The organism is Pedobacter cryoconitis, from assembly GCF_014200605.1.
Taxonomy (GTDB): Bacteria; Bacteroidota; Bacteroidia; order Sphingobacteriales; family Sphingobacteriaceae; genus Pedobacter; species Pedobacter cryoconitis_B.
Map to the genome: position 1 here is coordinate 89,693 of NZ_JACHCE010000011.1, position 23,410 is coordinate 113,102.

Consider the following 23,410-nt stretch of genomic DNA (forward strand, 5'->3'; position numbering starts at 1 on the left):
TGCAAATGTTTGCATTTATTTGCAAGGTGGAAAATAACCAGATAACAATCAGCGCAAAAAAAGCAACCCAATATATATTCCTGGTTTGCGGTTTTGCGCTATCAAGCTGGGCGCCTATGGTACCCTTTGCAAAAGAAAGACTACACTTGAATGATGGTAACCTTGGGCTGCTGCTGCTGCTTTTTGGGGCAGGGGCAATTTCAATGATGCCGCTGAGCGGATACCTCTCTAAACTTTATGGTACAAGAATCGTGATACTGATTTCGGGACTGATCGCTGCTATTTTCCTCCCTATATTGTTATTGATGCCAAATCCCTGGATGATGGGAGCAGCACTTTTTGTTTTTGGTGGGGGGATAGGTGTCATTGATGTAGCAATGAATTCTCATGGTATTCATGTTCAGAATCAATATGGACGTCCTATATTGTCCTCACTTCATGGTCTTTTTAGTGTAGGTGGTTTATGTGGTTCCCTGGGACTGGGATTATTGATGAGGGCAGGACTCAATCCTTTAGCCGCTGCGATTTCAATTTCAACCCTGCTTATAGTTATCCTGTTATGGAAATACCAGTCGCTGTTCTCCAAACAGCAGGAAGGTGTTGAACCGGAAAATGATACACAGCAGGAAAATAAAATAAAAACCAGATCGGGCTGGCTCAGTCCAAGAGTAATTTTCCTGGGTGCGGCATGTTTTGCCGTATTTCTGTCCGAAGGAGCTATGCTGGATTGGAGTGCCCTTTTCTTAAAGGAGAGCAGAGGAATAGATGCAGAGTTTGCAGGAGTTGGGTATGCAACTTTTTCAATTGCAATGGCAGCCATGCGTCTTTTGGGAGATCGTATAGTGGAACGCTTTAGCGGAAAAACGGTAGTGGTTGGCGGTGGCCTTATTGCTGCTCTGGGACTTTTTATTGCTGTGGCAACCCCATGGATTTCAGTGACCCTTCTGGGTTTTGTACTCTTAGGGGTAGGAGCTGCAAACATAGTACCTGTTTTCTTTAGTGAAGGTGGCAGGCTTAAAGGTATACCGGCTTCGGCTGCGATTCCTGCAATAAGTACAATGGGCTACGCAGGTCAGCTGGCAGGACCGGCACTTCTGGGATTTATTGCCTACCACTTCTCTCTGACTGCTGCGCTGACTTTCACCGGGATATTACTTTTAAGTGTTGCAATAACCTATGCATTCAGGAAATCCAGTGTTTAATTTTTTGAGCAAAAGCATGATCCTGCAATAGTATTAATACATAAATAAAATGAAAAGAAGAGAGGCATTGAAGAACGTCGCGCTCCTGTTAGGAGGAGCGCTGTCTGCAACCACGATGGGTGTTTTGTTCGAGAGTTTTACTGTTCTACCAGAATTGGGTGAGCGGATCAGTTTTTCACCTGAGGACAGGAAATTACTGGCGGATTTCGCAGATGTCGTTATCCCTGCCACAAAAGGCTCTGCAGGTGCAAAGCTGGCAGGGCTGGGTAAATTTATTCCAATGATGATAGCAGACTGCTATCCGGAAAAGCAGAGGCTGGCTTTTTATCAGGGCTTATTGGAGTTCAGGAAAAAAGCACTGCATGATTATAAAAAGGATTTTAGTGTAATGACCATTGCAGAGAAAAACCGCTATGCAGGGGACATCAGGCAGATAGTGATTGCCGAAAGAACCAACAGAACTGAAGATTCAAGTCCGCTGACAACCTTTTTTATCCTTGGACGTGACCTGACGCTGCTTGGATATTTCTCCTCAGAGATCGGTTGTACACAGGCAAGGGCATATGTACAGATACCCGGAAGGTATGACGGTTCTGCCGTATTGAAACCTGGTCAGAAATCCTGGGCAACTTAATTCAATTATAAACAATAAAACACACCATGAATATAAACACTAATCTAAAGGCTGAAAATACCTACGATGCAATTGTTGTTGGCTCAGGGATTAGCGGCGGATGGGCTGCGAAAGAATTAACTGAAAAGGGGCTCCGCGTGCTCATGCTGGAACGCGGAGAAAATATAGAGCATATAAAGGATTACGACACCGCGATGAAGAACCCCTGGGAGTTTAAACATGCAGGCCGGTTGACCGAGGAGCAAAAAAGAACTCATCCTGTTCAGAAAAGGGACTATCCTTTTCAGGAAGCAAATTCAAAATGGTGGGTAAATGATCTTGAATGTCCTTATACAGAAGAAAAGAGATTTGACTGGTACAGGGGCTTTCATGTTGGCGGGAAATCTCTGATGTGGGGCAGGCAGAGTTACCGGTTTGGTCAGACGAATTTTGAGGATAATGCCAGAGATGGACATGGGGCTGATTGGCCAATCCGATATGATGACCTGGCTCCATGGTATGATTATGCTGAAAAATTTGCAGGTATCAGTGGGTCAAAGGAAAACTGGCCACTTTGTCCTGATGGAAGCTTTTTGCCTCCAATGGACCTGAACATCGTGGAAAAAACGGTGAAGAAGAGAATTGAGGAGAAGTATAACAGGGAAAGGATTATGATGATAGGCCGCGTGGCCAATCTGACCGTTCCGCACAAGGGCAGGGGCAATTGTCAGTATCGTGATCTTTGTAGCCGTGGTTGCCCTTTTGGTGCATACTTTAGTACGCAGTCAGCAACCCTGCCCGCTGCGGTTGCGACCAATAAACTGACTTTGAGGCCTTATTCGATCGTCAATCATATTATCTATGATAAGGATACCAAAAAGGCTAAGGGAGTGATGGTGATCGATACACAGACACAACAAACCATGGAATTTTATGCAAGGATTGTCTTTGTTAATGCTTCCACTCTTGGTTCAACTTTTATCTTGCTTAACTCGACTTCTGAAGCGCATCCCAATGGTCTTGGAAATGGCAGCGGTCAGCTTGGCCATAATCTGATGGACCATCATTTCAGGTGCGGAGCATCGGGGGATGCACCTGGCTTTGAAGATAAATACACCTATGGACGCAGGGCAAATGGAATTTATATTCCCCGGTACCAGAACATTGGTAATGACAAAAGAGATTACCTGCGTGGTTTTGGTTATCAGGGTGGGGCCAGCCGCGAGAACTGGCAAAGTGATGTTGCAGAACTCTCTTTTGGGGCAGGATTTAAGGAAAAGATGACCAAACCCGGCAAATGGACAATCGGTCTGGGTGGTTTTGGAGAGATGTTGCCTTACTATGAGAATAAGGTCAGCATTGATCATTCTAAAAAAGATAAATGGGGACAGCCTGTGTTGTCAATAGACTGTGAATACAAGGAGAATGAGAAGAAAATGCGTGTGGATATGATGAATGATGCAGCGGAGATGCTGGAGGCATCAGGAATGAAAAACGTGAGAACTTTTGACTCTGAATGTTATCCGGGTATGGCGATCCATGAAATGGGAACAGCAAGAATGGGTAAAGATCCTGAGACCTCTGTACTGAACAAATGGAACCAGATGCATGAAGTGAGCAATGTATTTGTCACCGATGGTTCATGTATGCCTTCAATTGCCTGCCAAAATCCTTCGTTAACATTTATGGCACTTACCGCCAGGGCCTGCGATTACGCGGTCAGTGAAATGAAAAAGAATAATTTGTAAATGCTATAAAACGACACACACACATAAACAATGAAAAGAACAATTTTAACAATGGGGGTATTAGTCATACTAATGGCCTCCTTTTCAAATGCAGATGGGGCCAGACGAGAAAACAGCGAATCCATTGCTATCTCTACAAGTGCTTCAGATAAGGTAAGTGCAGGTGAGCGGCTGATCAGTAAGTCTGATTGTATGGGCTGCCATAACAAGGTGAATAAGATTATCGGGCCTTCCTATCTCAGCATCGCCCAAAAATATAAACCTACTGAGAAGAATGTAAACGCATTGGCAGATAAGATTATCAATGGAGGGACTGGTGTCTGGGGAACAATGCCGATGTCAGCGCATCCTTCAATGAAAAAAAGCGATGCAGTTCTAATGGTCAAATATATCCTGTCGGTAAAGAAATAATTACCTATTTTCAATGTGCAATAAGAATATCACCTATTAAATAAAATATCTATATGTTAAAATTACAGAAAAATTTATCGGGAATGCTGCTTGTTGCTGTCCTGTGCTTCACGGGGATACTAACTGCGAATGCCCAAAAAAGAAAAGACGTTGGTTTACAGCTTTATTCTCTTCGTGAACTGATGCCCAAAGACGTAAAGGGAACATTGCAAAAAGTTTCACTGGCGGGTTACACACAGGTGGAGCTTTATGGTTTTAACATCAAGGACCAGTTTTGGGGCCTGAAACCGGTGGAACTCAAAAAAATCCTTGAAGAGAACCATTTAAAACCAATCAGCGGTCATTTTAATATGTTTCCCTATTTGAAAACAGGTGATCAGGCTGAACTTAAGGCTGCAATCGTTGCCGCTAAAATTCTGGGACTAAAATATGTGACGATTCCCTGGCTACAACCAGAGACCAGGACTAGTGCCGCGGATTACAGGACTTTGGCGAAAAGACTCAACTATGCAGGTCAACTCTGTAAAAATGCCGGGCTGAAACTGGCTTACCACAACCATGATTTTGAGTTTATCAAATATGGCGATGAAACAGGAATGGATATTTTGTTAAAGCAGACGGATAAAAAACTGGTTGATTTTGAAATGGATATTTATTGGGTTATCCGCTCTGGTCTTAAGCCATACGATCTTTTTAAAGCTAATCCTGGAAGGTTTGTGATGTGGCATATTAAAGACATGGATAAATCAGATCCGAAGTTGAATGCGGAAATTGGTTCGGGAACAATCGATTATAAGGATATTTTCAAACATGCGAAGCTTTCTGGAATGAAATACTTTTTTGTGGAGCATGAAACGAATTATAAACCTGATATGATTGGTTCTATTACTCAGAGCTTCAATTTTATTAAGGATCAGATTCTGAGATAAATTATTAGACTAACTGATTTCTGACCTGATTGGATTTAAAGGCTGATCAGGTTAAAAAAGGCTTGCAATCATTTAATTTGCAAGCCTTTTTTGTTCTCTGTGATTAAGAGTAAAAGATGTGATTTTTTGGTTTACGGTCTTTCCAGGGCTGAGCAAGTTCTAACTGGGCTGCCAGATTAAACAACATAGCTTCATTTCCGATTTTTGTTGAAAATGTGATACCAATAGGCATTCCTTTGCTGCTCCATCCCAAAGGCAGCGTGATTGCCGGGGCACCTGAAATGTTGAATACCTGGCCAAAAGGAGCAACTTTACAAGCTTCCAGCACCCAGTTATGCCAGTTAAGGTCCTGAATATTCTGGTCTGCCAAAGGGGCCTGAATCGCATTTGTAGGTGTGATCATTACATCATAGTTTTCAAAGAAATCACCAACTGTGCGGGATACGGTATTGGAATATTCTACGGCTGCGATAAGGTGCTGTGAAGTGTAATTTATTCCGGCATGATAGCCGTTAAGGCTGCTCTGTTCAAGTGTTTTTGTTGAAATTTCTCTTCCTGTTATCGCAGCTAAGTTATTGATACCATATGTTGTATAGCAAGCCCAGATGGTCTCCATACAATTCAGGACCTGTTCTTCATCAAGATCAAAACGGTTCGAATCTACCCGATGACCAAGAGCTTCACAAAGTTTTGCTGCCAGGGTAGTTGCCTGAAGGACTTCGGCATTTACAAATGTACTGATCCATGGATCAGTATTTACAGCGATTTTGAGTGATGCTGGTCTTTCTAACATGGCCGACAGGTAGGATTTCGTGTTTTTAGGTGTATAATAGAATTCACCTGCTGCAGGTCCGGCTGTTGCATCCAGGACTGCTGCGGAATCTCTGACAGTTCTTGTTAAAACATGCTCAGTGGCCAGACCAAGGAAAAGCTGACCCGCATCAGGACCTACAGGATTAAGGTTTCTGCTGGGTTTGAGACCAACAAGGCCAGTGAATCCTGAGGGGATCCGGATCGAACCTGCCAGATCTGTAGCGTGCGCTATGGGAACTATTCCTGCTGCAACTGCAACAGCAGACCCTCCTGAAGAACCTCCGGGAGATAAATTGAGGTTCCAGGGGTTGCGGGTAATGCCACAGGCGAGAGATTCTGTCAGGGTTGAACCACCAAATTCTGGAGTAGCAGTGCGGCCTAAAATATTAAGGCCTGCCTTTTTATAACGTTTTACCAATTCACTATCATGGCCAAATTTTAAGCCCCGGGCCATTCTGCTCCCCATTTCTGCATTTTTATTTGCTTCATGGGCCCCCAGATCTTTTAATAACATTGGAACGCCATCATAAGGCTGGCCATTCGACGAAAGTGTATTAGAGATAACTGCCCGTTCTTCATAATATTCAACTACCGCATTTAATTTAGTATCGATAGTTTGAATTGCTTTTATTGCACAGGCTGCAACTTCAGATTTTGTTAATTCTTTTTTTCTGATCAGCTCAGCCAGGCCTATGCCATCAAAGCTGCTATATTCTTGTAAGTTCATGCTATTTTTTTTTGTGATAGCAAATTTATGCTGATATAGTAGGTGTACATCTGTATTATTTTGCCATAAAAAGAGTAAATTTGGGCGTGAAACAAAATCTATATTACCCATTTGAGATCCTTTATAAAGAGATCAATGAGTGTTCAAATTCAGGATATAGCCAGAATTTCTTCGAATTGGTCTATATAGTTGAGGGAACAGGGATACAGTATATCAATAAGAATACATTTAATTATGCTGCAGGCCATTTACTGCTGATCACTCCCGACGATCTTAACTCGTTCCAGGTACTTACAACCACTAAGGTGCTGTTTATTTGCTTCAATGATATTTATCTCAAGTCTGATCCTGTTGGTGTAAATGACAGAGAGCGTGTGCAATGGGTAAAAAAACTGAAATTTATACTGCACCATGCTACGCATTTACCAGGATGCATTTTAAAAGATGAGATTGATAAGGTATTAGTGAGATCGCTGGCGGCAAGTATAGTAGAAGAACAGCGATGCAGTAATCTCTATAGTAAAGAGTTGATTCAGCAGCTGATGAATAGTTTGATTATTTTGGTTGCGAGATCTATTGCCGGTAGTTTACCTGAAGACCTTTCTCCGGTTACTGATCAGAAGCTTTTGGGAGTTTTTCAATATATACAGGATAATATCTATTTTCCGGACCGGTTGAAAGTTACTGTGATCTGTAGTCATTTTAATATATCACCTAATTATTTTGGTAAGTTTTTTAAAAAGCATGCGGGTGAAACTTTGCAGGAGTATATCTTGAAATATAAGATCAAAATAATTGAAACGCGGCTTTTAAGCAGTGATATGAGGATCAATGAGATTGTGAGTGAGATGAAGTTTTCGGACGAGAGCCATTTAAACAGAATATTTAAGAAATATAAAGGGGTGAGCCCTTCAGTATTCAGGAAAAATGAGTTGGTGCTTTAGGGTATAAAGCTCCTGCTAATATATATTACAGGAGCTTTATAGTTTTGATTATGATGACTTTACCGGTATTTATACCTTTGCTAAAATTAGCTTTTATTTATTGTTCCTGTGGAATAATCTGCCAGTATACCATTGATCTCGTTTATTGTCTTCATACTGAAAGTATGCCTTCCGGTCAGCCATCTTTTGATTTCATCCGGATTGATGTCCAGGGAGACAGAAAGGTCATTTTCAGAAAGACCTTTATCGGCTAATATATTTGCAGTTTTATCGGCAACATCCAGGTTCAGCTTGTTTAATTCTTCTATAGCCGGGTTTCCACTTTCTTCCAGCCAGATGGATACAAAATCGTTTTCTTCCATTTATGGTTTTAATAATTGTTTATAATATTCAAATTCTTTTGCTACCGTTTATTCATTTGGCCGGCAAATTTAATGATATTAATTTATTACAGCATATCAGGAAGAATTAGAAGATGATTTAACAATGATTTGTAATTGGTTCAGTTTTTTTAACTGAATTTTTTGATTGCTTCGGGTGTGACAGGGGTGAAGAAGTTAATTAAATTCCCGTCCGGATCGCGAAACAATAAGGAACGGTTCCCCCAGGGCATTGTTGTGGGTTGTTGCACAATGTCGCTAACAGAATTCTTAATGCGCTTGTAGACTTCATCGACATTATCAACGCGGAATTCTATAATCACATTTTTATTGGTGCCTGGTTGTACAAGTCCTTCCCCAAACAAACTCATTGTCCGGGTACTTCCTAAAGCAAGCGTACCCTTGTTGGTTAAGATCTCTGCAAATTCTTCTGTGTACCACTGCGCAGTCAGGCCAGTGACTGTTTCGAAAAATTGAACTAAACGTTCGATGTCAGTGGTAATAATTCTTAATGATGTTAGATTCATAATAATTCATTTAATTGTTGAAATGATGTATTACAAAAGTAAAGTGGCTTCGTGACAGCAGTGTGTCAGGGGTTTTGAAATTTCTCCATTTTATCCTTTAAATAGGAAGCAAGTGTTATATCGTGAGGTTTAAAATGTAGTTCCAGTGTTTCAATCTTTTCTATCCTGTCCAGACGGAACATTCTATAATCTTTTCTTAACTGGCAATAGGCGATCAGTGCCCAGCTCTCCTGTAAAGTGTAATACAGTGCAAAGGGCTCAATTCTTCGCTCTGTTTGCTGATTTTTTTCTGACTGATATGTAATATTTAAAACTTTAAAAGCTGTTAGTGCATTTTGAATGACTGTTAAAGAACTGCTTGTACGTTTGTTTTGTATCACAGGACTGATCGCAATCCTATTCGCTAACAATTCAACTTTATCCTGCGCTTTATACAATAACACTGCTTTTATTTTACTGATTGCATCGGTATAGGCCTCGATAAGAGAACTATCGCTGTTCTTTAGTACGATTTGCTCCAGGGTAATCAGCGCATTGGCCTCATTTTCAGTAAACATAACCGGTGGGATTCTATAACCTTCCATCAGTGAGTATCCTTTCCCGTCTTCAGCAATTATTGGGACGCCAGCTTGTTCCAAAGCCTTTATATCTCTATAAATTGTCCGGATACTTACGCCAAATTTTTGAGCAAGTGTTGTTGATGTTAAAAGCCTCTTTGATTGTAATTGTATTAAAATTCCAGTTAGCCTTGAAATTCTTTTTGTATCATTATTGTCCATTAATACAGATAAAATTCTAAATACCGGTTAATAAATTGATGGAATACTTGTAAAAGTATGCTTTAAAATTAGCTAAATTAGCCACACTATTGAATGGATAAAGATGGAATATCGTGAAACTGTAAACAAACTATGGAAAATAATTAATGGATAAGGTTAATTTATTAGGTACAATTGCTGTAATTACAATGTTCATTTCATTATTTCTATCATTTTTTTTGGTTACGGTCAAAACGGAACATAAATTAAGTAATCGTCTTTTTGCTTTTTTTCTAATTTTAACTGCAATTGATATAAGTGCAAACCTGGGCTATTTGCTCGAAATCCCTTTAAATGCAAGGGTTTTTATTAGCTCAATTTTTTTATTACAACTTCCATCTTTTTATTTATATGTCTTATCCGTCTGCTATGCTGATTTTAAGTTAAGACCAAGGCATTTAATTCATATTGTTCCTTTTTTTATAGCAAACCTTGTTTTGTTGCCCCGCTTTTATATGGTGAACCTGGCTTCTGAAATTAGTTTTATTGAGAAGGGTGGGAGTATGCTGGAAATACAGTTCAATCATGTTTTGATACATGTTCAAATAGTATTATATCTTATTGCCGTTTTTATGACTTTAAGAAAAGCGAAAAAGATATATCTTGAAAATTATGCAGGAGCAATTGTTGAATCACTTAACTGGTTATTTCAGTTTGCGCTGGCATTATCAGCCTTTTATTTTATTGCGCTGCTAAAAAACATTTTTAAATTTAGTGAATATCCTAATGTTTCTGAATGGTTGAAAATTGGACTTTTCATATTTGAACTGATCATTATTTTTTGGTATTTATATAAAGCATTAAATAATCCAGGCCTATTTAGAAATATCGATTCAAAATTAAAGCTCGTACAGCATATCATCTCCGAAGAGAAAAATAATGAGCAGTTGGCTGTAACTGAAAAAGTATATAGTGAAGAGTTATTGAAATTAAAGAAGTATATGACCGAAGAAAAACCATTTCTTAATCCTTCTTTAACCATTCAGGATATCTCTGATGCTATTGAAATCCCCGTTCGGGACCTTTCAATTTTAATTAATCATAAATTAGAACAGCATTTTTATGATTTTGTGAATACCTATCGTATAGAGCGTGCAATGGATATTTTAAAAGATGTGACAAAAAGTAAGGTAACTGTTTTAGAAATTCTATACGAGGTAGGTTTTAATTCTAAATCTTCTTTTAATACAGCTTTTAAAAAACAGACTGGTAATACACCAACTTCTTATCGTAAAAATCTGTAAAACAATTATTTGTAATTATTCGTACTTGCATTTTTAATTACCCGTACGTATTTTTTGAAATAAATGCGTACGAATACTTTTACCCGGTCGCACAGGTTTGATTGCTATCACATATTTGTATCGAAATAATTTCTAACATAAAAAACGATACAATGAAAACTTCATTCAAACTTTTAGCAGCATTATTATTAGTAAGCAACTTTTCTTTTGGGCAGAATATCACCCAAAAGATTGATTCCATCATCAGGGATAATTATCAAAAACATCCTGAGGTAGGTATCAGCCTTGGTTTGATCAATAATAATGAAGTGTACTATACCGCCTATGGCAAGTTGAATCCAGAAAGTGAGGTTAGAATTGATAAAAATTCCCTATTCGAAATTGCATCTATTACTAAGATTTTAACTTCAAATATGATTGCACAAGCGGTTATTGAGCATAAAATAAAAATAGATGATTATATCGATAACTTTCTTCCAGAGGGGTACGTATTGCAGGGAAATCTTAAAAACAAAATAAAAATTTCAGACCTCGCTTCTCATCAGTCTGGTTTGCCTGATATAGATTTTGTAAAGTTAATCGCACTAAATCCGCAACAGCCTTTAACTGGTGTAACTGAAAAAACATTGGTTACTATAATCAATAATTGCAGTGAGTTAAAAGATTATGGTAAATATCGTTATTCTACGATGGGGTATACTTTACTTGGACAAATATTAGAAAACATATATGGCAAGAACTATGGTGAAATTATTAGAGAAAGAATTATTAAGCCTCTGCAGATGACTCATACATTGACAAAAGATTTTAACGTAAAAAACAGAACAACTGGTCATAATCCTGATGGTGGTATTCAGGAGTTTATTAAATGGAATGTTACGGAACCTGCCGGATTAGTCAAATCCAGTGCTGCTGATATGGTTAAGTTTTTAAAAGCGGTTTTAAATAAAGAAAGTTTAATAGGTAAAGCTGCTATGCTCACGGAAAAAACATTCTATAAAAATGAAAATAGAGAAATGGGATTAGGGACAAATATCATAACGGATGATAAAAATACAATTTATTTAAAATCAGGAGATTCGATGGGACAGTCTTCGATTATTTTTTACAATAGGGTTAAAAACTGGGGTGTCATTATACTTCTGGACCAAAAAAACTCAAAGATGAGACAAAACCTTCTGGATGAGATTTTGATGCAGTTTTAAATAGACAGGTCAAGCTGGTAAATTTAATTTATCAGCTTGACCGATTTATTGGCAAAATACTGTTCGAGATAAGATTTTACTTCCGCTTTTTTTGTGCTATTATCAATAAAAGTATAAAGAGGTAATAAACCATTAGTATCAATACCAATAAATCTGGCCTTATCTTCTGTTGTAGAAGAACGCCAGTTGGTAATATTCAACTTTAGCTTATTATTTATAGTTTCAGTTTTCAATTTGCTAATATCACCACCAATAGAGCTATAATAGATCTTTGCTGAAGAATTTGCATTTAAGTTCTCTAAGTTCACGTCATCTAAATGGCCACTCATTAAGCCAAAAGTTTCTTTTAATGCATAACGTAATCCCTCCATAATAATATCCCCTCTATTTCTCTCAGGGGCCTCTGCCTGATAAACGACATCAAATTTTGAACCTATTTCTATTCCGCTCAGCACATGTGTCCCATATTTATGTATAAGCTCTTGAGCACTCAATAAAGTAATATCTCTTTTAAAATCAGCTGTTAGAAAGCTATTTACAGATTGGTCATAATAAAACCTGCATCTTTTCCAAACAGAGTAATTGGAATAGTATCCGTAAACATACTTTTTATCAGTGGCTACTGATTCAGGAAATGACTTTTCTGCGGTGTTTCCAAAAAGTCTTAAACCCCTGGTTTCTTTAAATGAATTGGAAAAATTTTCTGATAGATCTACTGCATTTTGAGCTTGAATAGTTGTCCATGAACTTTCTGTACCTTTCATTAAGTTAATTTCATGAGGCTCGCTGGCAGCATAAGCTGGGATATTTACTACACTTGCCCTTACGGAAAGTTCATCATTAAATTTATCTGTAATATCATATCCGAATCCTAAAAAATTATAGGTTTCAGACGATTGATATAGAGGTAAATCTTCTTGTTTTGCTCCCTTAACTACCAGTTCAATAGTTGATGATAATTTTTCTTTCTTATCTGGATTTGTGATTTCGTCAGATTTTTTCTTGCAGGAAACAAATAAGGCAATAAGTACTATGACTAAAATTTCTTTTTTCATTTAGTTTGAATCTGTGCGTATATTATTGTTTTTAAAATTGGCTTTTTAACGATATATTTTAAAATTATATGTCATTTTTTAAAGATAAAGCAAAGGTAGTTTTTCATTTTTATTATTGCTATTTCATTTAGAAGAAAAAAATGAAATTGATCATCATAAACGTGGCCTATGCAGAGGCGTTTATTATTGGCCGGAAAGACAGCTGGAATAATTTATAATGCTTACAGGAGAATAGATAACCAGTTGTGATTCACAACTGGTTAAATTTTGGATAACAACAATGATTGAAGATGCTGGTAAGTCCTAATAATTTAAGGTCGGATTTATAAGTTAGTATAGAAATCCGGTGTAGGATTCAGGGACTTATTCTGCCATTGGTGCCAGTAAGGGTAGGTTGGCGGTACGGTGCTGGCTTCGTCCAGTTTCTTTACCTGGTCTGCGTTTAAATTCCATCCAATAGCCTCCAGATTTTGTTTCAACTGCTCTTCATTGCGTGCACCAATAATAATGCTGGATACGGTTGGGCGTTGCAATAACCAGTTCAGGGCTACTTGTGCTACCGTTTTGTTTGTTTCTTCGGCTACCTCTTCCAATGCATCAATGGTATTGTAAAATACATCTTCTTTGACTACCATCTCCGGAACCGGACTGCCTCCCTGTGCTACCCGTCCTTCTTTAGGAATAGGTTTATTACGGCCATATTTACCACCTAAACGGCCAGCAGAAAGGGGAGACCAGACAATAGCGCCCACATTTTGATCAAGACCAAGCGGCATCAGTTCCCATTCATATTCACGGTTGGCCAGTGAGTAATATACCTGATGGGCTACATAGCGGTTCCAGCTGTTTTTCTCTGAAGCTCCCAGCGACTTCATTAAATGCCATCCGGAAAAATTAGAGGCTGCAATATAGCGGACTTTACCACTCTGTACCAGATCATCAAGCGTTCTCAGTGTTTCTTCTACTGGAGTATTACCATCAAAACCATGCATATGGTACACATCGATATAATCAGTGCCCAGGCGTTTCAAACTGCCTTCAATCTGTTTTAAGATGTGAAAACGGGATGAACCCTGGTTGTTAGGCCCTTCGCCAAAAGTAAAGGTTGACTTGGTAGAAAGGATGAGTTTATCTCTTTGTTTACCAGCAATAGCTTTTCCAAGGACTTCTTCGGCCAGTCCATCTGAATAAATATCTGCAGTATCAAAGAAGTTTACACCTGCTTCCAGGCAGATATCGATTAATCTCTTTGCTTCTTCGGCTTCTGTACTTCCCCAGGCTTTGAAAAAATCATTACCACCACCAAATGTGGCTGTCCCAAAACTTAGTACAGGTACATGTAATCCCGATGCGCCTAATTGTCTGTATTCCATTTTTATTTTTTTTAATATATATAATCTGTTAATTGGTATTTACTTTGATACGCTCTACCAGATAGGGTGGTTTGCGTAAATCTTTGCCTCCATTATAGCTGGGGAGTCGGTTCCACTGTCCCAAAGTTACGTATAGGTAACCGTTGCGGTAAGCCAGACCGTCGGGCCACACGAAATTATCTTTGTCGTGTGCAAGTAAATGATATTTGCCGTCAGTTGTTCGCTGCACAAGCGATTGCTGCTCAAATGCACCAAAATAGATGTTCCCTTTTTCATCTTCCGTCAATCCATCACAGGCAGGATGTTCGCCCTCGTATTTCACTGAATCGCTCAATTGCTTTTCGCTGACAGCAGGATTGCTCAAGGTTGCAGTGGGCAGACTGTACATCCGGCGACCGGTAATTGCTGTCCAGTATAAGGTTTTACTATCAGGGCTCAGTGCCAGGCCATCAATACCACCAGAAGGAAAGGTTTGGGCTTTAAAATCGTAGATGAGTGGTTTGCCTTCCAGAAAGCCCATAAAGCCAGGTTCGGGTGAGGTGCTGTAATGGTTGAGCAAAACTTCCCTTGTTTTACGGGTAGCCACATCGATGATCAGCAGGGAGTAACGCTCCCCAAAGCCTGAATTTGCAATGTATACCGTACCTTGTTTTCCATGTGATAGGTCTACCCGCAGGTCATTGTAATGGGCATCATCAGAAAGTACTGGTTTAGGGATCACCAGGGTATGGATAATTTTTTTTGTCCTGCTGTCCAGTGCGACTACTTTAGCAGCACCTTCGGGTATTTCCTTTATTCCGTCACGCTTGCCATCATCCAAAATCCATAATACATCATTTTTATCCATATATAATCCATGTGGCGATACCAGCCAGTCTTTATAGGCTTTGGATGATGGGTAGACATAGCTGGCGGCAGGAAAGGGGATCGGTTTCCCATCAACTAATTCTGCCAGCGCAAAAGATTGGTGATTGTCGGCATGACGCGGAAAACCAAGGAACACTCTATTGTCCGAAGTGACAGCAATACCAGACATATCGGGTGCAGGAGGGGTTATACTTGCGATTATTTCGGGCTGCTGCTGCTGAGCTATTAGCCTGCTTGCAGTAAATAGGTTTAAGAGCAAAAAAGATGTCCGGATAAGATATTTCATCATATTTATTTTTCTTTATATTCAATAAGTTCATATCTGTTACCCCATGGATCGCGGAAGAAACAGCGTTCGCGGCCATTAATTTCACTGGAGTAGCTGACCTGAATCGCCCGCTGTTTCAGAAAGTTTATGGCTGCTTCCAGTTTAGCTACAACAAAAGCCGGATGCCGGTCTGAGGTAGTTTTATGACCTTCTTCTTCTCTGAGATGTATTTGTATGTCTGCCATTTCAAACCATATTGCTCCACGGGGATGCCCGCCAGGAACTTCCTTTAGAAGCAGTATTTCGGCATAAAACTTTCTTGCTGCTTTTTTTGATCCTGGCGGGATGATAATCAGCAGATGGTCTAGTCTGATGAGATCAAGCATATCTTATTTTTTTAATGGTCCTTTACTCACCTCTTTTCCTGCTTTGTATACTGCGAAAATTTTACGGGTGTTTTTAATGTTTGTAGCTGGGTTGGCATCCATAATCAGCAAGTCTGCTGTTTTCCCTTTTGCTATGGTACCGAATTTCTGATCTATCTTTAATACTTGAGCGGCATTTCTGGTGCCTATGGTAATGGCTTGTAATGGCGTTAATCCAGCCTGCACCATTAGTTCCAGTTCCAGATGTTCGCTAAAACCCTGTGCTCTTACCGGGGTAGCACCGCTATCGGTGCCCATCGCGATTAGTATACCAGCATCATTGAGCTTTTTAAGATTCTTAAGTGCTGTTTCAAAAGCTTTTACGTTTTTAGCATAGTCTGGTGAATTTTTCAGGTCGCGCTGGTATTTCTCTGAAGTGATCATTTCATATACACCAGGTTCTAGTGAAGTCTTAAAAAAAGGATCGTTGAGCCATTCTGGTTTACGTGCATAGATATAAGCAAATTCATCCAATGACAGGGTAGGGATATAAACTACATTTTTTGCTTTCATCTCTTGTACCAGGGCATCAGTAATTACGCTGTCTCTGATGCTATGCCCAATGATATCCAGGCCATCTTTAACGAGTTTACGTGCGTCACTGAGGTAATAGGCATGTGCTGCTACGCGCAGATTTCGCTGATGTGCTTCGGTGATGATCCGCTGATAGATTTCAGGCTTCATCCTGGTGAATTTACCGCCAAAATCATCTACCCACATTTTTACCATTTCTGGTTTTACTTTTAAAAGGCTGTCCATTTCGGCTGGAACCTGTGATGCGGAGGCAGGACGATATACATTGTCCATTCCAAATTCTACAGGTGGGGCGCCTTTAGGGACACCAAAGCCATAACCGGCAGAATGTATCCGCGCGCCAGGCAATAAGCTGTTGGCCGACGAATCACGAAGACCACTTTCAAATAGCATTGGCCGGTCTGTACCCATGATCATGATATTGTTTACCCCATAGTCCTGATACTTTTTTAGCTGGGCCAGGATATTATCGCGTGTATAGTTTGCTGCTTTAGTGTTTGTTCCCTTTAGTGTACCAATATGCATATGTGCACTAATGAGTGCCGGCATAATGGTTTTTCCTTTAAGATCAATGACATGGAGCCCTCCGGTTTTTAATTTGCTGCCTATGGCGGCAATGCTGTCACCTTGTATCAGGATATCCATATGTTCTTGTGGCTTGCCGCCATTTCCATCAATCAGGGTGACATCTTTCAATAAGGTGCCGGTATTACCGGGTAAATCTACACTTTTGAAGGAGGGCATGAGCAGTGTTATACTGAGTAGTAAAGCTCCTGTTGTGATAATATTTTTCATATACTGATACGATTATTTCAAGTGGTTATTTATTTATAAACCTATAGCGGCGGTGCTTTGTTTTTGATGAGTCTTGTTATCTCTGCTGAATACAAAATTCGGTAAACGTATTTTGTTTGCTTTGTATAAATCTGGTGTTTTGTTGTAGATTTCTCCTATTTTTGAATGTCTTATGAAGAGAACACAGTTTGATCAGTTAGTGATTCACGATTTTGAAGAGAAAGTATTCCATCTGCCGGCACATAGCCATACTTATTACGAACTTGTTTACATTCGTAAAGGTTCGGGCATCCACCTGTTGAATAATAATAAAATTCCTTATACTACAGGAGATTTGTTTATTCTGAGCCCTGAGGACCATCATCATTTTGAAATCAGAAAAAGTACGCATTTTACTTTCATTAAATTTACAGACAGTTACTTTGCCGGACATAAGATGAATAGGCCTGATGCATTGATATTATCTACACCAGAGGCCATTATGAGTCATAAGCTGCTGAAAGAGGTGAAGCTGAAAATGGACGAACCCTGTGTTTCTATTCTCCGGAAGATTGTAGAAAATATTGTAGCTTATAATTGTAGGAAAGATGTGGCTTCTTCACCACTGATTTATTATCAGATACTATCCATATTCGGACTGATCAGGGAAGCAGCAGCAAAGCTGAGTATCCGTATTGATGACGGTCAGCCGGATAAGGAAGAGCTTATTTCATATATTCACCAGCATATTTATGATCCGTATCTGATTAGAATTAAGCAGATCGCCCCTCATTTTAATGTTGCTGTTACTTATTTTAGTGACTATTTCAGGAATAAATTTGGGATCAGTTACCGCGCATATATAAATGAATACCGCATAAAGCTGATTGAAAAGCGGTTGAAGGACCCTTCACTGAGTATGAAACATATAGCGGATGAGTTTGGCTTTACTGATGAAAGTCATTTGTCTCACTTTTTTAAAAGTATGAGGGAATTAAGTCCGATGAGTTTTCGGCAGAAGGGGTAGGGAGTTTCTGTGGGTGCATAACCGGACTGTTTCCTGAAAGCATAAGAAAAATGTGACAGGTTTTCAAAGCCTACCTCTCTATACCTCAACTGGTTTTTGTTTATTATCCGAAAGTAGATAGTGGGCAAGTTTTAGCTTCTTGCATGTTGACCAACGCTGCGGTGTAGCTCTATAAATTTTGTTCTTCGAAAACCTAAAAAAATCCTGTTGCGGAGAAATCGTCAATACAATACTTTTAGTTCTTTTCAAGGGATCACTTTGCTCTGGTAGATGGGCGTTTTGGTGTTTCGATTCCTGAATTTAGGGTTCCTTTTAATGATAAGGAACTTGTGGAGTTGGCGGCAAAAGAATGGTATTTTCTGGAAAATTAATGATAAATAAATTATATCTTTCTGAAAAAAAGAAATGAAGAAAACCAAACTACTAATTCTAATCCTGTTTATTGCCAATTTCAGTTACGCACAAACCACTTTAATGGATAGTTTAATTCAAAAAAACTATTCCACCTTTAAAAAAAACAATAATAATACTTTCGAAGGTAAAGGCTGGACAACTTTACAGGATGAAATCAGCAAAAGCAATTCTGTGTTATTGGGTGAGCTGCATTCCACCAATGAAGTCCCTTACTTCACAAACGCGATTATCAATAATATTAAGTTCGACAACTATATTCTGGAAATTGATCCATATACAATCAACACAATATCAACAAAAATTAAATCCTTATCTCCTGCTGAACTAGACAAATTCCGTAATGAATCAGGTTCAGCTTTATCTTTTTTACAAGGTGAAGCTGAGTTTGATCTATTCAAAAACATAGTTCAGCAGAATATCACATTATATGGAGCTGATCAAATTAATATATTTTCAGATCGGTTACTGCTTTCGGAATTGAGTAAGCAATCCAAAAATGCTAAAGCAAAAGAAATTTATAAGCAGATGATCGCTAATTCCGCTGCTTATGACACAAAAAATAACACCACCTTCTATTTGTTCTCTGACGATTGTCTGGCAAAAATGAACGCATTGAGCGCTCTGAATTTATCAGCCAATGAGAAAGAGCAGCTTGAAGCACTAAAATTAAGCAGGGAACTATATTTAAATCAAATTCATCGTTTAAGAGTTCAATACATGAAAAATCTGGTTTTTGGAAAACTCCCTGAATGGAAAGACAAGAAGAATCTTTTCAAATTTGGTGCTAATCACATGCCTAAAGGAGAGAGTTTAATGGAAGTATTCGATATCGGCAACCTGGTTTCCAATATTGAAGAGGCAAATTACCGGAAGTCATTACACATTATGCTCATCGGAAAGCAAAAAGGTGAAAAACTGACTGATTTAGTTCAATATAAATCTTTCTTAACCGTCGTAAATGATGGCAACTGGTATGCCTATGATTTGAGACCTTTGAAACAAGCAATCTCTAAAAACAAGCTTAAAGTAGAGAATTTGAAGCTGGAAAGAATTATAAAAGGTTACGACTACCTGGTTTTCATTCCTGAGGTTACTAAAGACACAGAAAGAGGGATATAATTCAATTAATCATATAAAGAACTGGTTAAGAGCCGGCTATTTTATTAAATATCCGGTTTTTTAATATGATTTTTCAGATAAAAAAGCAGGCTGAAGTTCGTTTTCATTATTTAATGATTAAGGGTGAAACAATACCTAGAACCGCTCACTTTTTATAGGAGAATTGGTGCAAGTTTTTACACCCCCGGAAAAGCAAACCCCTGCAAACTATAGTTTGCAGGGGTTTGTACGTTTTGATATAGAATCTGGTGATACCGCTGGCATTTGCACCTTTGTAAAAATCAGCAATTAAACAATATCTGGATGGCTTTTGAAATTCGACTCCCCGAATAACGCACCTTTTTTTTTAATATATTTTAGCTACAAATGCTATATAGTAAATATACCATTTATCCTAAAAAACGCAAGTCAGATTTATTATTTAGATGTCCCGAATGGACGACTCTGGTTTTGGGTTGTAGTTTTTAGTGGATCTTTAATGTGGCTTAATCCCTTGTAAAACGTCATTTTTGATTCGATCTCCGGTTAGGGTAGTTCTTTAATTATACCACATTAGTTGTTCAGGATAGAGTTTTACAAATGCCGGATTTGAATGCTAATAAGATCAGTTCGGAGCGGGAAGATTCTTCTTAAGCGCTAATTTCAAGCTTATATCCTTTACCGCGTATTACAACAATTTTGATGTTCGGATCACATTCCAGTTTCTTTCTAAGTTTGGATATGAACATATCCAAACTGCGACCTACTATAACACCTTCATCTTCCCATATCTCTTTTTGTAACCGGCTTCGCTCTATGGTCTCGTTAGGAGAAGATGCGAAAATATGCAATACACGGGTTTCAGTTCTGGTCAGCTCTATCATCTTTCCATTTATCATGAGCTTACGATTCTTTGCATCGAACAACATTGATCCCAAAGTGACTATACCAGTATTCTGACCATCACGTAAGACCCGACTCGGCTTAACAGATCTCAAAAAAATAAAACCAACAAATGCTAAAAAGGGCAAACCGCCTAGCAGAAATTCATTCTTTACTGTATTTATGCTAGGCGGTTTAAATTTAATGGTGATCATGTAACGTGCTCTGGGCTGCTTTCTTCCTATACAAGCTACAATATCATCTTTTTTATTTTTGGATATAGCATATCCATAGGCTATACCGGGTTTGCCACTGTTAAGAACATTAACAACATAATCACCTGCGAGCGGGTCTTTGGCCAATAGACGCCGGGTAGTATTTACCAGGAAATCCGCTTGAAAAGTAAGCTCATTCTCAAAACTGATCTGGTACTCATTTTTAACGATCTTTTTTACCGGAAGCACCCTTGATGTACTGTCGCCCGACTGTAAAAGTAGTTCATGCCCGATCCTCCGGAGTAAAACTTCCCTTCTTGCGGTAGCGAAGTCGTCGCTATCATTCATACTGAAAGCTGCGTAGATTGCAGAAATAGATAAAAGCAGTATGAATCCAAAGAGGTACTTGCCTTTCCCGGACAGGAGATTTCGGCTATCAAACATAGTGTCAGGTTTTTATTTACAAAGTTTACATTTTTATTTACAATCCAAATCTCTCAAGGCGAAAGATATCAAAGTAATTTCGCTGAATCAAATTGATATACTTCGACAAATAAAAATGTCTTAGTGTTTACTAAAAAATGAAAGAAGGTAGCTGCATTGACAGCTATTGGAACTGTGCAGCTATTACCCATATTAAATAAATTATGAAATACATACACCTATATGCTTTGTTCCTGATGTCTATTTTTCACACTTCCTGTGGACATAACCAAACAAACGTACCCAAAGTTAATATTAAGCCCGAAACCAAAGACACAGTCACTTCCTACGGGCCTAACACAATGGTTCGTAACATAAAAAAAGGCAGAAATGGCACCATTTTGATTGCTGCATCATTTGGTGGTGTTTTTCGATATGATGGAAAATCTTTTACTAATCTTACAAGTAAAGTTGGTTCACGCAGATTCTGGGATGTTCTGGAAGATCGACGAGGAAACCTTTGGTTCGCGTCTACTGATTCAGGAGTTTATTATTACAATGGAAAATCCTTTAAACATTTTACAACTAGGGAGGGACTTGCCAGTAATCAAGCTTTTCAAATTTATGAAGATAAAACAGGTAATATTTGGTTCGGCACCGGAGGTGGAGCAAGTCGTTACGATGGGAAATTTTTTCGAAATTTTACAACGAAAGACGGACTGCCCAATAATGATATTACTACTATCATGGAAGATAAAACCGGGAAATTCTGGTTTGGCACAAGTGGCGAGGCTTGCTTTTATGATGGAAAAACATTTACTGTTTTTAAAAATAAAGACGGTAAAGCCTTTAACAAGGTTAGAGGTTTAATCGAAGATAGAAAAGGAAATATTTGGTTCGGCGGGTCGATAATCGAAGATAAAAAAGGCGATACGTTGTTCGTTTCAGATGGTCTTTGGCGCTATGACGGCAGTACCTTTACTAAGGTAACGCATCGGGGTGCTTCTGCTATAATCGAAGATAAAAAAGGAAACATCTGGACTACTGGTGCAGTAAAACCCAATGGGGATTGGGCACTTTCCCGTTATGATCAAAAATCCTTGTACAATAAAAAGCCCACTCTAACCGAAATAAAGTCAAAATATGAAGGAGGTAAAGGAATGCTTTGTGGGATTTTAGAAGCTAATGATGGAAGTATTTTATATGGATCTTTTTTCGGAGTGTATCGTTATGATGGAAAGACCATCACGGACTTTAAAAGTAAAGAGGGTCAGAAATAATGTGTATTACTGATTTTACAATCATTTGTCAATTATTATTAATCAATATAATTCCTATAGTATACAGCAAACGACTTATCTACGCCTGGTTCACCATAACCAACACCGATATATCGAAAGTTTAAGCAGGAACTTGCAAATTCTTCGAACTATTGAACTCCTTCGTTAATACAAAACTTTTTAGTGATTTGCCGGGCACATGTAATTCATTCATTTTGATATAGTTTTAAAGGTATCAAATGATTGATAGTCCTTATCTTCCATCTTGAAGTATGTGCTGATCCACTCAGCATTCAATGCTCTGAACGGCCCACTATATTTAGGTTCAAATGGCACTATTGCTAAATCTCCACTTTCCTTAATTTCTTTTTCTTTCTTCATTTTCATATCAAGAAGTCTTATCAACTATAAATTGTGGTGTCTCTATACCTAACTACAATTATGACTAGTATTGCTTTTAATACCTTCTACAGCCTTTTCAAACCCATATTTTATTTTTAGATTTCCTTTTTTTTGCTTGTATCCGTTAACTTTTAACCCTTCCAGACACCCTGTATGCTCAACATGAGTTCCTCCACAAGCATAGGAGAGAAAACCACCAATTGTTACAAGCCGTACAGCGTCATCTTCCTCAGGTGAGAACCCGGTAATACTAAAAGCGTCTTCATATTCCTTCGACTTCGAAGAAACGATCTTTGACGTGAATGGATGCTTTGCTGCAACATTTTGTTGAAGTCGGTAGTTGATTTCATTAAGGTCAACTTGGTTTATTCCTGATTTGGAAATAAACTCAACATGGCTTCCGGCTTCGAAGTGGAATCCTTTAATAGGTTGAAGGTCTAGTCTCAATTCCTCATATACTACAGATGAAAGCAAATGACCTGCGGAATGTAAAAGGGAATTCAGCGACCTTTTAACAGGATCGATAATGATGTCTGCTGACAATCCCGGGTAGAGGGGTGTCGATGTTTGATCTACATATATTCTAAGCTGCTTATCAATAAACTTGGCGTTTGTTATATTAAAAAACTCGCCATTAATAACTAACTCACCTTTATCCGTTTCTTGGCCTCCTCCACCAGGGAAGAAACACGACTCATTCGGTATCAAATAAAACCCTCTTTCATCTGTTCCGGTAAAAACAATTATTGAGTTGTTTTGCGTTAATTTTGGCGCGTCAAAATAGAGTATTTTCGTTTTCATATTGCCATCTG

The 23,410-nt window shown here is 38.6% G+C and carries 23 protein-coding genes; 11 read left to right on the forward strand and 12 right to left on the reverse strand.

The window, feature by feature from the left end; genetic code table 11:
* Window positions 1-26: 26 nt before the first annotated feature.
* From HDE68_RS23985 to HDE68_RS24005, 5 genes are read left to right on the forward strand one after another with little or no spacing between them, the layout of a single operon-like run.
* Entirely contained in the window at window positions 27-1,202 is a 1,176-nt protein-coding gene (locus tag HDE68_RS23985) for an MFS transporter (protein ID WP_317617728.1), read from the forward strand.
* Window positions 1,203-1,251: 49 nt separating this feature from the next.
* Entirely contained in the window at window positions 1,252-1,836 is a 585-nt protein-coding gene (locus HDE68_RS23990) for a gluconate 2-dehydrogenase subunit 3 family protein (RefSeq protein WP_183884828.1), read from the forward strand.
* Window positions 1,837-1,862: 26 nt separating this feature from the next.
* A complete protein-coding gene (locus HDE68_RS23995) occupies window positions 1,863-3,563 on the forward strand; it encodes a GMC oxidoreductase (protein WP_183884830.1) in 1,701 nt (566 codons plus the stop codon).
* 30 nt (window positions 3,564-3,593) lie between these two features.
* Window positions 3,594-3,974 (forward strand): c-type cytochrome, encoded by a 381-nt coding sequence (locus HDE68_RS24000; protein WP_183884832.1) that lies wholly within the window; start codon window positions 3,594-3,596, stop codon window positions 3,972-3,974.
* Window positions 3,975-4,027: 53 nt separating this feature from the next.
* A complete protein-coding gene (locus tag HDE68_RS24005) occupies window positions 4,028-4,903 on the forward strand; it encodes a sugar phosphate isomerase/epimerase family protein (protein WP_260171854.1) in 876 nt (291 codons plus the stop codon).
* A gap of 103 nt (window positions 4,904-5,006) precedes the next feature.
* On the opposite strand, the gene HDE68_RS24010 is transcribed toward HDE68_RS24005, so the two are convergent.
* Window positions 5,007-6,443 carry an amidase gene (locus HDE68_RS24010; RefSeq protein ID WP_183884834.1) on the reverse strand — a complete coding sequence of 479 codons (1,437 nt, stop codon included), beginning with the start codon at window positions 6,441-6,443 and terminating at the stop codon, window positions 5,007-5,009.
* An 86-nt stretch (window positions 6,444-6,529) separates the two neighbouring features.
* Here HDE68_RS24010 and HDE68_RS24015 point away from each other — a divergent pair, with 86 nt between their 5' ends.
* Window positions 6,530-7,387 (forward strand): AraC family transcriptional regulator, encoded by an 858-nt coding sequence (locus tag HDE68_RS24015; protein ID WP_183884835.1) that lies wholly within the window; start codon window positions 6,530-6,532, stop codon window positions 7,385-7,387.
* Between the two features lie 86 nt (window positions 7,388-7,473).
* Here HDE68_RS24015 and HDE68_RS24020 read toward each other — a convergent pair whose 3' ends face one another.
* The 3 genes from HDE68_RS24020 to HDE68_RS24030 form a co-directional block, all read right to left on the reverse strand.
* Entirely contained in the window at window positions 7,474-7,749 is a 276-nt protein-coding gene (locus HDE68_RS24020; protein ID WP_183884837.1) for a hypothetical protein, read from the reverse strand.
* A gap of 149 nt (window positions 7,750-7,898) precedes the next feature.
* On the reverse strand, window positions 7,899-8,294 hold the full coding sequence (locus HDE68_RS24025; protein ID WP_183884839.1) for a VOC family protein: 396 nt from the start codon (window positions 8,292-8,294) through the stop codon (window positions 7,899-7,901).
* Between the two features lie 65 nt (window positions 8,295-8,359).
* On the reverse strand, window positions 8,360-9,073 hold the full coding sequence (locus tag HDE68_RS24030) for a helix-turn-helix transcriptional regulator (RefSeq protein ID WP_183884841.1): 714 nt from the start codon (window positions 9,071-9,073) through the stop codon (window positions 8,360-8,362).
* Window positions 9,074-9,684: 611 nt separating this feature from the next.
* On the opposite strand from HDE68_RS24030, the gene HDE68_RS26600 reads away from it, so the two are divergent.
* Entirely contained in the window at window positions 9,685-10,356 is a 672-nt protein-coding gene (locus HDE68_RS26600; RefSeq protein ID WP_260171855.1) for a helix-turn-helix domain-containing protein, read from the forward strand.
* Window positions 10,357-10,508: 152 nt separating this feature from the next.
* Complete coding sequence (locus HDE68_RS24040; RefSeq protein ID WP_183884845.1) at window positions 10,509-11,561, forward strand: serine hydrolase domain-containing protein; 1,053 nt, start codon at window positions 10,509-10,511, stop codon at window positions 11,559-11,561.
* Window positions 11,562-11,584: 23 nt separating this feature from the next.
* Here HDE68_RS24040 and HDE68_RS24045 read toward each other — a convergent pair whose 3' ends face one another.
* The 5 genes from HDE68_RS24045 to HDE68_RS24065 form a co-directional block, all read right to left on the reverse strand.
* Complete coding sequence (locus HDE68_RS24045; RefSeq protein WP_183884847.1) at window positions 11,585-12,616, reverse strand: MAC/perforin domain-containing protein; 1,032 nt, start codon at window positions 12,614-12,616, stop codon at window positions 11,585-11,587.
* 323 nt (window positions 12,617-12,939) lie between these two features.
* Window positions 12,940-13,989 carry an aldo/keto reductase gene (locus HDE68_RS24050; RefSeq protein WP_183884849.1) on the reverse strand — a complete coding sequence of 350 codons (1,050 nt, stop codon included), beginning with the start codon at window positions 13,987-13,989 and terminating at the stop codon, window positions 12,940-12,942.
* A gap of 28 nt (window positions 13,990-14,017) precedes the next feature.
* Window positions 14,018-15,145: an L-dopachrome tautomerase-related protein gene (locus HDE68_RS24055; protein ID WP_183884851.1), complete on the reverse strand. Its 1,128-nt coding sequence runs from the start codon at window positions 15,143-15,145 to the stop codon at window positions 14,018-14,020.
* A gap of 2 nt (window positions 15,146-15,147) precedes the next feature.
* Entirely contained in the window at window positions 15,148-15,510 is a 363-nt protein-coding gene (locus tag HDE68_RS24060) for a VOC family protein (protein WP_183884853.1), read from the reverse strand.
* Window positions 15,511-15,513: 3 nt separating this feature from the next.
* Window positions 15,514-16,878 (reverse strand): amidohydrolase family protein, encoded by a 1,365-nt coding sequence (locus HDE68_RS24065; RefSeq protein WP_183884855.1) that lies wholly within the window; start codon window positions 16,876-16,878, stop codon window positions 15,514-15,516.
* A gap of 172 nt (window positions 16,879-17,050) precedes the next feature.
* On the opposite strand from HDE68_RS24065, the gene HDE68_RS24070 reads away from it, so the two are divergent.
* A complete protein-coding gene (locus HDE68_RS24070; protein ID WP_183884857.1) occupies window positions 17,051-17,884 on the forward strand; it encodes a helix-turn-helix domain-containing protein in 834 nt (277 codons plus the stop codon).
* 405 nt (window positions 17,885-18,289) lie between these two features.
* Window positions 18,290-19,417, forward strand: coding sequence for a hypothetical protein (locus HDE68_RS24075; RefSeq protein WP_183884859.1), 1,128 nt, complete (start codon window positions 18,290-18,292; stop codon window positions 19,415-19,417).
* Window positions 19,418-20,046: 629 nt separating this feature from the next.
* Here HDE68_RS24075 and HDE68_RS24080 read toward each other — a convergent pair.
* Window positions 20,047-20,937 (reverse strand): winged helix-turn-helix domain-containing protein, encoded by an 891-nt coding sequence (locus tag HDE68_RS24080; RefSeq protein WP_183884861.1) that lies wholly within the window; start codon window positions 20,935-20,937, stop codon window positions 20,047-20,049.
* Window positions 20,938-21,140: 203 nt separating this feature from the next.
* On the opposite strand from HDE68_RS24080, the gene HDE68_RS24085 reads away from it, so the two are divergent.
* Window positions 21,141-22,196: a two-component regulator propeller domain-containing protein gene (locus HDE68_RS24085; RefSeq protein ID WP_183884864.1), complete on the forward strand. Its 1,056-nt coding sequence runs from the start codon at window positions 21,141-21,143 to the stop codon at window positions 22,194-22,196.
* A gap of 210 nt (window positions 22,197-22,406) precedes the next feature.
* On the opposite strand, the gene HDE68_RS24090 is transcribed toward HDE68_RS24085, so the two are convergent.
* Window positions 22,407-22,583, reverse strand: coding sequence for a hypothetical protein (locus HDE68_RS24090; RefSeq protein ID WP_183884866.1), 177 nt, complete (start codon window positions 22,581-22,583; stop codon window positions 22,407-22,409).
* Window positions 22,584-22,625: 42 nt separating this feature from the next.
* A complete protein-coding gene (locus HDE68_RS24095; RefSeq protein ID WP_183884869.1) occupies window positions 22,626-23,399 on the reverse strand; it encodes a hypothetical protein in 774 nt (257 codons plus the stop codon).
* Window positions 23,400-23,410 lie beyond the last annotated feature (11 nt).